This window comes from Burkholderia sp. MSHR3999, from assembly GCF_000833595.1.
In the GTDB taxonomy this organism is placed as follows: Bacteria; Pseudomonadota; Gammaproteobacteria; order Burkholderiales; family Burkholderiaceae; genus Burkholderia; species Burkholderia ubonensis.
In genome coordinates this window covers 136,886-151,484 of record NZ_JRFO01000005.1, presented here as the reverse complement: position 1 = coordinate 151,484, position 14,599 = coordinate 136,886, and the positions used below count along the sequence as shown (strand labels likewise).

Below are 14,599 nucleotides of genomic sequence, written 5' to 3'. Positions count from 1 at the left end.
TCGTTCCCCTTCCCTTGTCCATCAGCCCGCGATCTGCCTGAACGGGTCCAGCGCGAACCCGATCAGCCGCCGCTCGCGTACGACAATTTCCGCCGTGGCCGTCATCCCGTAGCGCAGCGGGTACTTCGTGCCGGCGATCAGGTACGCGTCACGCGCAAGCGCCACGCGGCCTTCGTAGACGGGTTCCTTCGTCTGCGCCTGCGGCTTCGTCGCCGGCGAGATGTATTCGAGCGTGCCGTCGATCACGCCGTAGCGCTGATATGGAAACGCGTTGAACTTCAGCTTCACCGGCAAGCCTTCGTGCAGGAACGCGCGGTCCTGCTCCGCGATCGCGACCTTCACCACCGGCCGCGCATCGGACGGCGCGATGCTGCCGAGCGGCGTGTTGGCGAGAATCTTGTCGCCGGGCTGCGTCGTGGTCACATCGGTGATCACGCCGGACACGGGCGCCAGCACGAGCAGGAAATTGTCCTTGTCGATGTTCTCGAAGCGGATGCGCGCGGCGGCATCCGCGGCGAGGCGCGCCGTCTGCACCTGCAGGCGCAGCTTCTCCTCGGTGTTCGCGATGTCGCGCACGGTCGCGTCGTACTGGATGCGCAGCCCGGCCAGCGTCTCGCCGCTGCCCTCGAGCTGCGCCTTCGCCTGCGTGAACTCGTGGCTCTGCTGCGCCTCGAGCTGCGTGAGCCGCGCCTGCGCGACGCGGTAGCTGTCCTGGGCCTGCAGGTACGCGCTGCGCTTCTGCTCCACCTGGCTCTGCGACACGCCGCCGCCGCCCGGCAGCGCGAACAGGCGCGCGTACTTGTCCTGTTCGTCCTTCGCGAGATCGAGCGCGTGGCGCGCGTTGTCGATGTTGCTGCGCGCTTCGTCGACCTGCGCGCGCTGCGATTGCGCGAGCTTGCTGGTGCCTTCGGCAATGCGGTTCTGGTGCAGGTGCTCCTCGACCTCGATCTGCTGCTTCAGCGCGTCGGCCTTGCGCTCCATCAGCTGCTTCTTGTCCGGAAACTGCTTCCATTCGCGCTCCGCGTCGTCGAGCTTGAGCCGCGCATCGAGCGCGTTGGTCGCCGCCTCGATCGCGCCGCGCGCGTTGATCCGGCCGATCACGTCGTTCTTCTCGACCGGCTGGCCTTCGGCGATGTAGATGTCCACCAGCTCGCCGTCGACGGGCGCGTAGATGCGGCGCACCTCCGACTCCGGCGCGAGCGCGCCCTGCGCGGTCACGATCACGTCGGCGCGGCCGACGAACGACCACAGCAGCGCGCACACGACGAGCCCGACCATCGCGAGGATGGTCGCCTGCGTGAGCCGCCACGGCCGCGCCGTCAGGATCGCGATCCCTTCGGCGCTGTGATCCTCCAGCGCCTCGCCGAGCGAGCGCGGCGGCTCCGGCGGCGCCGCCTGGCGCGCGCGCTTAAGGAGACTGGCGAGCTTCACCGCGCCCTCCCGAGGAAGCGAGCCGTTCCAGCGTGGCGGCATGCGCGGCGAATGGCGGCGTCGCAAAGCGGAACTGCCTGAGGCGATCCAGCACGGCCGGCCCGCGCCCGGCCCGCGCGTCGCTCTCGAACTGCGCGTACTGCTGCAGATCGGCGCGCACGGCGTCGAGGCCGCCGAGGCGCGGATAGCGCTGCTCGTAATCGGCGAGCAGCGCCGGGAGACCGTCGAGCCGGTCGTCGTCGAGCGCCGATGCGATCGCGCGCTGCAACCGTTCGAGCGCGGCCACGTAGACGGCGTTGTCGGTTTGCAGCTTGCGCACCTGGCTGAGCGCGTCGGCATACGGCACGGCGAACGCGGGAACGTATGACGAAATCCGGTCGAGCAGCCGCTGGTGCGCGCCCGGGTCGTCGTTCCAGCGGCCCGTCAATGCCTTGATCGGCGCTTCGTCGCGGTAGATGCGGATCGGCGCGTCCGGCCCGCCGCGCCCGGCAACGAACGCCTGCAGCTCGCCGATCCACGCGACTTCGTCGACGAGCGGCCGTGCGTCGGGGTTGTGGCGCGCCAGCGTGCGCATGTCCTGCACGACGGCGCGGGCGCGCTCGAATGCGCGCACGTTCATCGCGGCGATCCAGTCCGGCATCGTCGAACGGACGAGCGCCTCGGTGCCCAGCGCGAGGAACGCCGTGTCGTCCGGATGGTTCGCGAGATGGCGGTCGGCGAGTTGCGCCGCGTGCACGGTGTCGCCGCGCGCCAGCAGCGCGCGCATCTCGCGCAGCGGCGCGTCCTGGAAATACAGCGTCGCGAGCAGCACGACGACCGCGGCGAGCAATCCGCCGCTCCACCAGCCGAGCCGGCGCAGGTTCACGTGCCCGCTGCCGCCGAACGCCTCACTCAGCTCCGACAGGAAGACTTCGAACCTGCCGCGCCGGCGGCGCGCATCATGCACGGTTTCGGCGGCGCCATGCGCGGCGTGCGGGTTGACTTCGTCGTCCTGCTGAACGGCCGGAACCGTGCAGAAGATGTCGAGGAACGAATGCGCGGTATCGACGAAGGTCGTCCGGTCGGCGTCCGCGGCGGCCGCATTCGCGCCGGTTCCGGGCGACGCGGCCGTCACCGTGGAGTCCGGTGCCGGCTCGCGACGCACGCCGACGCGATAGACGAAGTGATCGCCGCCGAACGCGAGCAGCGCGCCGTCGCCGAGCGGCACAGCATGCTCGTCGAGCCGCCGGCCGTCGACGAACGTGCCGTTCGTGCTGCCGAGATCTTCGACGAAGACATCGCCGTCCTGCATGTAGATATGCGCGTGACGCCGCGACAGGTAGTTCACCTGATGCGGATACGCGTTCCGGTAGCACGCGAACGTGTCGTCGGTCTTGCTCACGAGGAACGGGAAGGCGGTAATGATGACCGGTTGCAGGCCGAGATCGCCGCGCTCCGGCGACAGCGTGACGACGGCCGGCCGCGCCGGCTGATGCGTCGCGCGCGGCATGAACGCGACGCGGTACGCGAGCATGCCGGCGAAACGCAGTTCGTCGCCGTCGCGCAGCAGGTGCGGCTTGTCGCCGACGTCGACGCCGTTGACGGCCGTCCCGTTCTTGCTGCCGAGATCGGCGACATAAGCCGCGCTGCCTTCGAAGAAGATGCGCGCGTGCCGGCGCGACAGGTCGGCCACCAGCTCTGGCCGCGCGGACGCGAACGGCGTGTTCGTCCGCCCGACCGCGAACAGCGCGTTGTCGATCCGGATCTCGCCCAGCTCCGGATGGGAAACCGGCTTGAGCACGATGTCGAACTGCCGATCGAGCGCGGCCTGTTTCTCGGCTATCGGAGCGGCGTCTGGAACCATGATTCGGCCAACGATCGACATGCGCCTGCCAATGGGCACGCGGCGCAGGAAACGCGCGCTTGCGAACCACTCTAGTGAAGCCGCTCCGCCAAGGCACATGGCAGCAAGAGCGTGAAAAAAGTTTAGGCGACCGATGACGGTAGTCAATCGGCCGGCGCCGATCGCGCGGCCGCGCAGGGCTGGCGTGTTCATTGCATCGCGTGGCCGGCCGGCTCGCTGCTTGCATTCGAGATTTCGACCGCGCGCCAGCCGCCGCCGATCGCCTTGTAGAGCGTGACCGTGTCGCTCAAAATCTGCTGATGATTGGCAAGCAGCGCGAGCTCCGCGGACGCCACCGAACGTTCCGATTCGAGCACTTCGAGTTGCGACACGAGCCCTTCCTTGAGCTGTGCCTCGACCTGCGCAGCGACGGTACGCAGGCGCTCGCCCTGCTGCTGAAGCTGCACGCGCTGCCGCTTGTGCGCGTCGAGATCGACGAGTGCATTTTCCACCTCCTTGAACGCGGTAAACACGGTCTGCCGGTACTGCTGCTCGGCGACCTTCGTCTGCGCCTCGGTCGTCTTGATGTGCGCGCGCACGCCCGGGTCGAACATCGGCAGGTTGATGCTCGGCAGGAAGCTGAACGTGAACGCCCTGAACAGGTCCGACAGCGCGAACGCCGCGGTGCCGCCGCGCCCCGTCAGGCTGATCGACGGCAGTTGCGCCAGCTTCGCCGCGCCCACTTCGTCATACGATTCGAGCACGCGATACTGCGCGGCGACGACATCCGGCCGGCGCGCGAGCAGTTGCGCGGGCAGCCCCATCGGCACGTCCGGCAGTTTGACGCGTTGCCGCAGATGCCCGGCAGGCATCCTGAATTCGCCGGCCGGCACGCCCAGCAGCGTCGCGAGCGCGTTTTCGGCGTTGTCGCGCGAACGGTGCAGCTCGATCAGCTCGTTCGCCAGCCCGTTGATCTCCGCGCTTTGCCGCAGCACTTCCGTCTGCGGCGCGACGCCGTTCGCGAACATCGACTGGTAGATCGCGAGGATCTGCCGGTTCTTGTCGAGCGTGCGCTGTTCCTGCTCGATCTGGTCGTCGAACTGGAGGATCCGGAAATACGTGCTCGACACGTCGGCAACGAGCGTCAGGTAGCCCGCACGCCAGTCGGCCTCGGTCGCGTGAAATTCGGCCTTCTGCGCCTGCACGCCTTTCTCGACCTTGCCCCAGACGTCGATGTCCCAGTTCACCTGGCTGCCGAGGTTGTAGGTCCTCGACAGCTTCTGATGCGTGCTCTTCTCGAAGTCCGCGCCCGCGCCGACGTCGACGCTCGGCAGCGCGCCCGCCTGGACTTCGCCGACCTGCGCGCCGGCCACGCCGATGCGGGCCGCCAGCACCTTGATGTCGACGTTGCCCGCGATGGCCTTGTCGATGAGCGCGTCGAGAGTCGGATCGTCGAAGCTCTTCCACCATTCAGGATTGACCGCGTCCGACGCGGATACCGGCCCTTGCGCGTGCGCCCACGTGGCCTTTGCCGGCATTTCCGGGCGCTGGTACGCGGGTATGTTCAGATCCATGCAGCCGGACAGCAACGCCGCGCATGCGCCGGCGGAACCGGCCATGCGGGCCAGCGAACGCATGAGACCACGGCGGTTGCGCGTGACGCTCGGCGACAGGCGGGTGTTCACGGTCGACTCCTTCGGAGGAACGCGGCGCATCTCATACCGCATAGGATGTGCCAGCCGCTCGCGGGATCGGCGGAAATCATGCCGGGCGGCTTGCCGATGCGGGTCCGGGCGATGAAGAAGGTGGTGGGGGCGACGTAAGCGCGGCACACGGATCAACGATGCGTGACGGGTCGCCGCCGACAGTTCCGGCCCGGCATGTCGGGATCGCACAGACACTCGCGCCATTCATGCCATTGGCGACAGCGTCGCCGCGCGCACGCAACGCGACCGTCGCTCGACGTGCGCGACGTCACTTCACGTAGATCGTGATTTTCTTCGAATAGATGGGGGGATTTTGCGGCACGTGGTTGGCGTCGCCCATCAACAGCTGCAACGTGTGCTTGCCCGGGGGAAGCTCCAGCGTGGTTTCGGTCTCGCCCGCGCCGAAATGCAGGTGATTCCGGTCGGACGGAATCGGCTGGTCCAGCGGCGGCAGGTCCGTATCGATCAGCAGGTGATGGTGGCCCGTGTTCGGAAACTGCACGTGCGACGGCGCGACGCCCATGTCTCGCAAGCCGAACCACACGCGGAACGGACGTCCGGCCGGCAGCACCTGGCCATCGTTGGGCCATCCGATATAGGCGATGGCCTTCGCGGAATGCGCGCCGGTCTCGGCGGTCGTCGCACCCGTCCATAGCAGCACCACGGCAGCGGCGACGAGGATGAGCTTGTTCATGGCATCGGTTCCCGGTTCGTGCGGCGGGCGCGGCATGCCGCGCTACTTGACCGTGATCGTGATCTTCTTCGAATACACCGGCGGATCGTGCGGCACGTGATCGTGGTCGCCCATCAGCATCTGCAGCGTGTGCTTGCCGGGTGGCAGCTCGATGCGCGCCTCGGTTTGACCGGCGCCGTAATGGAGGTGATTCCGGTCCGACGGTATCGGCTGGTCCAGCGGCGGGAGATCGGCATCGATGAGCAGATGATGATGGCCCACGTTGGGCCGCTCGATGCCTTTCGGGCAGATGCCCATGTTGCGCAGCCCCATGCGCACCCAGAACTTGCCGCCCGTGATCGTTGCACCGTCCGACGGCCAGATGATGTACGCCTCGGCGCCGGGCGGCGAAGGCGTGCGCCCCGCGGCAAATACGATCCTCGGCGCCAGGACGGTGGCGGCCATGACCAACAGCGTAGCCCTTCTTCGCATCGTATTGCTCCTCGCGTTGGTGGCGGCGCGCGGCGTCGGACAGTGGAGCGTGTCTAACAGCTTAGGACGTAATCGACGGGAAGGCGTGCACGCATGTCTGCTTTTTTTGCAAGACCCTCGGGTGGTTCCGGTGATCGCCGCCGAATGCGCGTGCTATCTTGAATGTGTCCTGGCCGTGCCCGCGCCCGCCGCAGGCCGGCATCGTGGCAACGCATGTGCGTTCCATATGTAAGCAGACCCTATGGGGCTGAATATGTGGCGAATACTCTTGCCCGCATGCCTGTTTGCGTCGATCGCGGTGACATCGAGCGTCTGCTCCGGCGAGGACATGCATCCGTTTGCCGCGCCACCGGCAGCGTCCGCGCGCGCCCCAGCCGTCGAACCGCGTCGCGTCGCGCTCGTGATCGGCAACGGCGCATATCGCGGCCATCCGCTCGCCAATCCGGTCCATGACGCCGATGCGATGCGCGTTGCGTTGCAGGCGCTCGGCTTCGACGTCGTCACGCTGCGCAACGCCACACGGCAGCAAATGCTCGACGGGCTCGCCGCGTTCGAGCGCCGCATCGCGGCCGACGGCACCGGGCTGGTCTATTTTGCGGGCCACGGCGCCAGCGTCGGCGGCACGACGTGGCTCGCACCGGTCGATGCCGACGTCGGCTCTCCGGCCGGCCTGTCGCGAACGGGCATCGACCTGCAAACCGTGTTCGATGCGACGTCGCGTCGGCATGGCGACCGGATTGATCTGATCATTCTGGATTCCTGCCTGAGTGCGCCACCCGGCGCCGGCAACATGGCGGCCCGCCAGCCGCCGCCGCACACGCTCGTCGCCTACGCGGCAGCGCCCGGCGCAAACGCGGCCGACGGTGCAACGCATGGTGTCTACACGGCGGCGCTGCTGCGAACGCTCGCGTTGCCGGGACTCGGCATCGCCCAGGTGTTCGACCATGCAGGCGCGATGGTCGAAAGCGCCACCGGGCATCGGCAGACGCCGTGGGTCGCGTCGTCCCTTTCCGCCCTTTCCGATGCGGCGACGACGTTCGCGTTTCCCGGGGCCCGTCGCGCAGGAACCGGCGCGGGGCATGCCGGCGACGAAGTGTTGGCCGACGTCGGCGTCGTCGCGTTCGACAGCCGTGGCGTGATGCCGAAAGACAGCGCCGAGCAGTATGAAATCACGTTCTGGGAGTCGATCAAGGACAGCAAGGAGGCGGGCGACTACGAAGCCTATCTGAAGACCTACCCGAACGGCCGCTTCGCGTCGTTGGCGCAGGCCCGTCTTGCGCGACTGCGCGCGGCCGCGCCCAAGGCGCCCGCGGCGTCCGCGCCTGCACAGACGGCGAGCCCCACGCCAGCCCCCGCCCCCGTTCCGGCGCTAGCGCCGGCATCAGCAGCAGCGGCACAGCCTGCGCACACGCCCGGCTCGCCGGCGAAAGCGCCGCCTCCCGCCGCAGCGGCGGCCCCGTCGGCCCCGCAGCAGAAAGGCGTCGCGACGGCCGCCAATGAAATCCGGGATTGCCCTGCCTGCCCCGCGATGCTGGCGGTCAGCCCGGGGACATTCGCGATGGGCAGCAATTCGGGCGATCCGTCGGAAAAACCCGCGCATCGCGTGACGCTCGATCATTCCTTCGCGCTCGCGAAGTACGTGGTGACCGTCGCGCAGTGGAACGCGTGCCGCGATGCGGGCGCCTGCCCGCGCCTGCCCGGCGACAGCAACACGGCGCCGAACGCGCCTGTACGCGACCTGAGCTGGGACGATGCGCAACAGTACGTGAAGTGGCTGTCGAAAATCAGCGGCAAGTCCTACCGCCTGCCGACCGAGGCCGAATGGGAATTCGCGGCCCGCGGCGGCACCGCGACGCGCTACTGGTGGGGCAACGAGATGCGCCCGGGCAACGCGAACTGCAAGGACTGTGGGCCGCCGTGGCACGCCGAGGCGCCGGACAACGTCGGGTCGTTCGCGGCCAATCCGCTCGGCTTCTACGACATGGGTGGCGGCGTATGGGAATGGGTCAGCGATTGCTGGCACAACTCGTACAAGAATGCGCCTGCCGACGGCCGCTCGTGGGACGAGCCGAATTGCCAGGTACGCGTCATCCGCGGCGGCTCGTGGCGGGATGGGGCGAGCTACATGCCGGTTTCTACACGCTTCAAATACGACAGCAGCGTACGGTATTCGGCAAACGGGTTTCGCGTGGCCAGGGACATGAAGTAGAGCGATAGCGCTCTGGTCGGAAAATTGCGCGGAAAGCCTGGAAGGGCCGGAGTTCGGCCCTCCCGGCGGTTCAGGGCACGTCACACGCGGGTTCGTCCGACCGAGGCGACATGATCAATGAACGCAAAGAAGGGATCCACCGCATAGCCGGCCACGAATGCGATGGCGAGGGGTGATGCCGAAATGGACCCGTTCATGAACTTGTCGAACAGCCCGATTACTGTCCCTACAATCACGGCGACAATCATGCGCGTGCAGTAAGCACATTGCGCATGCGACGCGTGATACGTCTGGTTTCGAGTCCGGGTACACAAGTCCCGAAGAATGAAGGCCAACGTGCCGAGAACCGCATATAACACCGGCAGCACATAGACGGCGATGGCGCTCCAAAGAAAATCGCTGGTATGTTGGGCATTCTGTGCCATCGCCCGAATGTCCTGATACACCGCGAGTTTCTGGAGGCCATCGTCGATCGAGTGCTCGGGTCCTTGGGGTTTTTGATCGTCCTTGCTGCCGTCGCGTGAATGATCGTGACGCACAAGCATCGGCAGAGTCAGTTCGAGATTTTCTCTCTGGGTCGCCTTGTTCCGCATCCACGGCGAATCGTAGGGATTCTCGTCACGACCGTGAAGCGAGAGCAGTTCCAGCCATCTTGTTTCCGCGTAGAGTTGGCGATTGTTGCGGGCGAAAGCCTGGAGCTGCTCCTTTATCGCGAGCGCGGACGGCGTCAGCGCCTGTTCGTAGTCGATGTCGCGTCTTTCATCGGCCACGGACACCGTGCGTTGGCTAGCTGAAGTGTCCAGGTCAGGCTTTCCCCCTCGCACCAGTACCCTGTCGGCATCGTAGGCGCCGTATCGCTTTTCCATTGAGACAATATGGTTTCGCTGCGTCTCAAGTGCCTCGTGGAGAGGAATGGCGATCTTGTCGTTCGCTTCGACCAGCGCTTTCCCGCTCGCGGATAGCTTTGAGTCGACGAACATGACCATCGATGCGGGAACAATGAGCACAGCCAGGATGGATGTGAACACGAAGTAGCGCCGAGTCGCCTTCTTCGCGTCTTCCGTCGATTTCGGATCGAGCGTCTCGGCGCTGACCGGCTTGATTGCACCGGCCAGACGGCTTTGCGCGCAATACAGTTGCCCCTCGAGATCGGCCGTCAATTTGCCGCCAGCCACGGCTTCGCGAACCACCGCAATCGTTGCGGGTATATCCGGTTCGATCATTTTTCCGGCGCGAGCCGCGTATGTCAGCATTCGTTCGGAATCCTCCAGCAGATTTCCGACAGATGACCCAACAAAGTTTCCGCTACACATGATGCCCTCCAATTCAACCAATGTTGCCAAGGTTTTTACGACTTGGACGGCCGTGCTGACGCATCTATCGTGCCATCGCGCCAACACCGTTTTCCGGCGGACACGTCAATCGCTTCGCCGAGTCTGGTGTGCGAAAGTGTTGATGCACGAACAACATTTTTCCAGTCAGAAGTCGGGTCGGCGAAGACAGCTATTCGCAAGGACGACCCGGTCATCCGGACCCGATCCGGGCATACCGCGCAGCACTCTCCCCATCTGTCGCATGAATTGCGACGCCAGCAACTTGTCGGATTTGAAGCAACGCGGAGCCGCCGTCACTCGACGTTGTCGGTCACATCGGTCATCCGGATCATGTGCGGCCGCGCCGGGTCGCCTGCCGACGGGTCGCCGGCCGCCGGATCGCCTGCCGCCTGATCGTCACCCGCCCCCTGCGGATGGATGAGCGCCTCCAGCCGCGCCTTCGTCGCGACGAACTCCTGCGTATTGACCTGCGCATAGCCGCGCGGCCGCGGCACCGGCACCTCGATCAGTTCCTGCACTTCGCCCGGATGCGCCTTCAGCACGAGGATGCGGTCCGCGAGCAGGATCGCTTCGTCGAGATCGTGCGTGATGAACAGGATCGTGACGTCGATGTTGCGCCAGATGTCGAGCAGGTGGGTCTGCATCTTCGCGCGGGTCTGCGCGTCGAGCGCGCCGAACGGCTCGTCCATCAGCAGGATGCGCGGCCGGTTCGCGAGCGCGCGCGCAATCGCGACGCGCTGCTTCATCCCGCCCGACAGCTGATGCGGGTAGACGTCCGCGAAGCGCGTCAGCCCGACGAGGTCGAGCCACTGCAGCGCCTCGCGCTCCGCCTCGCCGCCGCTGCTGCCGTTCATCCGCAGTCCGAACATCACGTTCTTCTTCACGGTTAGCCACGGAAACAGCGTGTAGCCCTGGAACACCATCCCTCGGTCGGCGCCCGGCCCCCGCACGGGCTTGCCGTCGAGCAGCACGTCGCCGCTCGTCTGCGCTTCGAGTCCGGCCAGGATGCGGATCAGCGTGGACTTGCCGCATCCGGACGGGCCGATCACGCAGACGAACTCGCGCCGGTGTGTCGTGAAGCTGATGTCGTGCAGCGCGACGGTGTCGCCTTGCGGCGTGCGAAAGCGCTTGCCGACGTGCCGCACGTCGAGAATCACGTCGCGCGCCTTCAGGCGAGCGAAACGCTCGCGCACCGCGTCGGACTGGATCAGGTAGTCGGGAATGGCCTGGGGATTCAGCATGATCGCCTCGTCGGAAATCGTTCGGTGAGTCGTAGCGGGCCGTCACGCTTTCAGCGTGCGGTCCCACGGAAACAGTTTGCGGCCGAGCAGCGCGAGCACGACGTCGGTGCCGAGGCCGATGAGGCCGATCATCAGGATCGCCGCGTGCGCCACGCGTTGAATTCCTTGTCGATGAAGTCGAGGATGTCGCCGCCCTGGCTGAAGTTCGGGCCTTCGGCGCGAATAAGGAGCGCGCGGATTTCCGATTCGCTGGCCTCGTGGACGGCCTCGCTCAGGCGTTCGGAGAACGCGGTGGCGATAAGGTTGAGCGGCGGATTCGCCAGCACGATGTGGCCGACGGAATCGTGACGCTCGAAACGGATGGATTTCATGTTCGTCTCCTGGCTATGGGTGGTGCGGGGGCTCAGGCAGTCTTGCTTGCGCGCAGATCGAGTTCCCGGATCATGCTTTCGCGCATGGCGAACTTCTGCACCTTTCCGGTCACCGTCATCGGCATGTCTTCGACGAAGCGGATATAACGCGGGATCTTGAAGTGTGCGATCCGGTCTCGGCAGAAGGCACGGATCTCGTCCTCGGAGGCATCCTGGCCCGGCTTGAGCACGATCCACGCGCAAATCTCCTCGCCGTATTTCTGATCAGGCACCCCGAATACCTGCACGGCCTGCACCTTCGGATGGCGGAAGAGAAACTCTTCGATCTCGCGCGGGTAGACGTTCTCGCCTCCGCGAATGAGCATGTCCTTCACACGCCCGACGATATTGCAGTAGCCGTCGGCATCGATCGTCGCCAGGTCGCCGGTGAACATCCAGCCGTCGCGGATCGATTCCCGGGTTCGCGCCTCGTCATCCCAGTAGCCGAGCATGACCGAGTAGCCACGCGTGCACAGCTCGCCCGTCTCTCCAACCGGCACGACATTCCCGTCCACATCGACAACCTTGCACTCGAGGTGCGGCTGGATGCGCCCGACCGTCGAGACCCGCTTGTCGAGCGGATCGTCGGTGGCGCTCTGGAACGACACCGGACTGGTTTCCGTCATCCCGTAGGCAATGGTGATCTCCGCCATGTGCATGTCCGCCACCACCCGCTTCATCACCTCGATCGGGCACGGCGCGCCGGCCATGATGCCGGTGCGCAGGCTGGAGAAATCGTATCGATCGAAGTCCGGGTGGTCGAGCTGCGCGATGAACATCGTCGGGACGCCATGCAGCGCGGTGCAGCGCTCCTCGCTCACGGCCGCCATGGTGGTCAACGGATCGAACGCCTCACCCGGAAAGACCATGCACGCGCCGCTGACGGCACACGCCAGCACCGACATCACCATGCCGAAGCAGTGATACAGCGGCACGGGCACGCAGAGCCGATCCTCTTCCCGCAAGTTCATGGCCGCGGCCACGAACCGTGCATTGTTGATGATGTTCCGGTGCGTCAAGGTGGCGCCCTTGGGCGCGCCGGTGGTGCCGCTGGTGAACTGGATGTTGATCGGGTCGTTGGCATCGAGCCCTGCGGCAATCGCATCCAGCTCGGCCATCGATACGCCCGCGCCACGCTCGAGCACCTGCCGGTACGTCAGCATGCCCGGCGTGGATACGTCCTCCATGCGAATCACCCATCGCAGCGCGGGCAGCTTCGCCGCACGCAAATCGCCGGGTTCGCAGTGCCGCAGTTCGGGAGCCAGGGTCTGCAGCATTTCCAGGTAACGGGATGTCTTGAATGACTCGGGCGCGACGATGGCCTTGCAGCCCACCTTGTTCAGCGCATATTCAAGCTCCGCAAGCCGATAGGCCGGATTGACGTTGACCAGTATCAGACCGAGCCGGGCGGTCGCAAACTGTGTCACCGTCCACTCGAACCGGTTGGGTGACCAGATGCCGATACGGTCGCCTCGGCGCAGCCCCATCGCATGAAAGCCGGCCGCCATGGCATCGACCTCGTCGGAAAACGCCTGCCAACTCCAGCGAACGCCCTGCTCGCGAAATACGACGGCGGGACGTTTTCCGTGGCGCTCCACGGTCTCGGCCAGCAGTGCCGGCACCGTCAGTTCGCTCAGCGCGGAGCCGGTGTCACCTTTGACGTAGGACAGTCCACTGACCGGCAGCGTCGCGCCGGCGGCAGGCCCGGATGTTCCAGACGGCATCTTCATGGTTGTCTCCAGAGTTTCACCGGCGAAAGGTCGCCACGCCTGTCGCGTGGGTCTCTCTCCGATAGGTTTCCAGAGCGATCCTCATATCTTCCTTGGAAGACGTCAAGGCGGGATTTTACTCACATACCGCCGCTCATCTAGCCCATGAAATGATGGAGAATGATGCACAGTCACTCTATTGGCGGTCGATGCCATATCATCCGAGGAAGAAATTTCGGGAGCACCGGATTTCCCGATGGACGTCCTTCGACGTCACACGCATCGCAATGGGTACGCCGATTCTTCAGAACGTATGGCGAATGCCGAGCATCACCCCGGTCTGATCCACGCCCGGCGCCGGCCACGAAGAAGTGCCGGCGGTGCCGCCGTCGATCGTGAGCACGGAGCTGCGCTGATTGAATATGTGCCCCGCGGTCACGTACACCGCGCTGCGCTTCGACAGCAGATACATCGCGCGCGCCGCGATCACGGAAGCTCCGGCATCGTGGCCGCTCACGGTCAGATGGCCGTACTGCGCGTCGAGGACGATCTGCGGAACCGGCAGATAGGTCGCCCCGAGCCACCAGAAATTGCTGTTCGCATCGACGACGCCCGGCGCCAGCTCCCCGTGATTGATGCGGTGCAGGAAGCCGCCACCGATCGTCGCCGTGCCGAACTTCACGTAGCCGTTGATGACGGCTCGCGTATCCGTCTGCGCGCTGCTCGGCAGCGGCGAGCCGGCCCCGCCGCCGCCGTAGTTCCGATCGAACGCGCCCGCGATACCCCAGCTCGCCGCCTCGTACTTCACCATCGCGGATATCGTCTTGCACGCGCGGTAATCGGTCGGCGACTGGCCCGCGCATCCGCCGGCGGCGGCCGGCGCCACCGCGTCCCGCCCGAGCGAGTAACTGACGCCGAAAGTCAGGCCCGACGACGAATAGCTGTAGACGATCGCGTTGTCGAGACGCGCCTGGGCCAGATACGTGTCGAGCAGCCCGGCCGCATAGATGTTCGGCCCCATCGTATCGCCCGGCAGCGCCAGATAGATCTGGGAATACTGACGGCCGAACGACAGCGTGCCCCACGGCCCCGACAGCCCGACGTACGCCTGCCGGCCGAACAGGCGGCCGCTCTGGTTGAGCGTCCCCTGCCCCGGCGAGAAGCCCGACTCGAGCACGAAGACCGCGCTCCAGCCGCCGCCCAGGTCCTCCTTGCCGCGAATGCCCCACCGCGAAGGCAACGACCCGGTGAGTTGCGGCACCTTCACCACACTCTGCTTCCGGGGCCCGACGTTCGTCACGTATTCGACGCCGGTATCGATGATCCCGTACAGCGTCACGCTCGATTGCGCGTGTGCCGCTCCCGACGCACACGCCGCGAGCGTCGAAAGACCGCACCAGAACGCCGTGCGCCGCGCAAACCCTTCTCCAAACCCTTTTATCCGAAGATTCATTGCGCAACCTCCATGTAGTTATCGTCTTCCTTGGAAGATACAAATCCATCATCTTCCATGTCAATTGACAACCGGGTCGTGAGTTACCCGTATGCCTGCTCCGAACGGCATATTTGCGG

11 protein-coding genes and 2 pseudogenes are annotated in these 14,599 nt (G+C 65.8%); 2 read left to right on the top strand and 11 right to left on the bottom strand.

Annotation, left to right across the window (positions count from 1 at the left end; translation table 11 throughout):
- Nucleotides 1-21 precede the first annotated feature (21 nt).
- The 5 genes from KY49_RS14725 to KY49_RS14705 all read right to left on the bottom strand — a co-directional run bounded on the left by KY49_RS14725 (nucleotide 22) and on the right by KY49_RS14705 (nucleotide 6,124).
- Entirely contained in the window at nucleotides 22-1,431 is a 1,410-nt protein-coding gene (locus tag KY49_RS14725; protein WP_042585395.1) for an HlyD family efflux transporter periplasmic adaptor subunit, read from the bottom strand.
- Nucleotides 1,409-3,274: an FHA domain-containing protein gene (locus KY49_RS39000; protein WP_042585803.1), complete on the bottom strand. Its 1,866-nt coding sequence runs from the start codon at nucleotides 3,272-3,274 to the stop codon at nucleotides 1,409-1,411. The genes KY49_RS14725 and KY49_RS39000 overlap by 23 nt, the downstream gene beginning before the upstream one ends.
- Before the next feature lie 188 nt (nucleotides 3,275-3,462).
- On the bottom strand, nucleotides 3,463-4,890 hold the full coding sequence (locus KY49_RS14715) for an efflux transporter outer membrane subunit (protein WP_042585802.1): 1,428 nt from the start codon (nucleotides 4,888-4,890) through the stop codon (nucleotides 3,463-3,465).
- A gap of 337 nt (nucleotides 4,891-5,227) precedes the next feature.
- On the bottom strand, nucleotides 5,228-5,653 hold the full coding sequence (locus KY49_RS14710; RefSeq protein ID WP_042585801.1) for a DUF4399 domain-containing protein: 426 nt from the start codon (nucleotides 5,651-5,653) through the stop codon (nucleotides 5,228-5,230).
- A 42-nt stretch (nucleotides 5,654-5,695) separates the two neighbouring features.
- Complete coding sequence (locus tag KY49_RS14705; RefSeq protein ID WP_042585394.1) at nucleotides 5,696-6,124, bottom strand: DUF4399 domain-containing protein; 429 nt, start codon at nucleotides 6,122-6,124, stop codon at nucleotides 5,696-5,698.
- Nucleotides 6,125-6,365: 241 nt separating this feature from the next.
- Between KY49_RS14705 and KY49_RS39295 the strand changes: the two are divergent.
- Both KY49_RS39295 and KY49_RS39290 read left to right on the top strand, forming a co-directional pair.
- A pseudogene (locus tag KY49_RS39295) lies at nucleotides 6,366-7,073 on the top strand (caspase family protein); the annotation flags it as partial.
- A gap of 6 nt (nucleotides 7,074-7,079) precedes the next feature.
- Complete coding sequence (locus KY49_RS39290; RefSeq protein ID WP_415867645.1) at nucleotides 7,080-8,333, top strand: formylglycine-generating enzyme family protein; 1,254 nt, start codon at nucleotides 7,080-7,082, stop codon at nucleotides 8,331-8,333.
- Nucleotides 8,334-8,413: 80 nt separating this feature from the next.
- On the opposite strand, the gene KY49_RS14695 is transcribed toward KY49_RS39290, so the two are convergent.
- The 6 genes and pseudogenes from KY49_RS14695 to KY49_RS14675 form a co-directional block, all read right to left on the bottom strand.
- On the bottom strand, nucleotides 8,414-9,586 hold the full coding sequence (locus tag KY49_RS14695) for a hypothetical protein (RefSeq protein ID WP_042585393.1): 1,173 nt from the start codon (nucleotides 9,584-9,586) through the stop codon (nucleotides 8,414-8,416).
- 374 nt (nucleotides 9,587-9,960) lie between these two features.
- Nucleotides 9,961-10,908 carry an ABC transporter ATP-binding protein gene (locus KY49_RS14690; RefSeq protein WP_042585392.1) on the bottom strand — a complete coding sequence of 316 codons (948 nt, stop codon included), beginning with the start codon at nucleotides 10,906-10,908 and terminating at the stop codon, nucleotides 9,961-9,963.
- A gap of 42 nt (nucleotides 10,909-10,950) precedes the next feature.
- Nucleotides 10,951-11,055, bottom strand: a pseudogene (locus KY49_RS39150) (ABC transporter permease); the annotation flags it as partial.
- Complete coding sequence (locus KY49_RS14685; protein ID WP_042585391.1) at nucleotides 11,040-11,279, bottom strand: hypothetical protein; 240 nt, start codon at nucleotides 11,277-11,279, stop codon at nucleotides 11,040-11,042. The pseudogene KY49_RS39150 and the gene KY49_RS14685, both read right to left, overlap by 16 nt.
- Before the next feature lie 32 nt (nucleotides 11,280-11,311).
- Entirely contained in the window at nucleotides 11,312-13,048 is a 1,737-nt protein-coding gene (locus tag KY49_RS14680) for an AMP-binding protein (protein WP_042585390.1), read from the bottom strand.
- A gap of 283 nt (nucleotides 13,049-13,331) precedes the next feature.
- Entirely contained in the window at nucleotides 13,332-14,480 is a 1,149-nt protein-coding gene (locus KY49_RS14675; protein ID WP_052495706.1) for a porin, read from the bottom strand.
- Nucleotides 14,481-14,599: the final 119 nt, after the last annotated feature.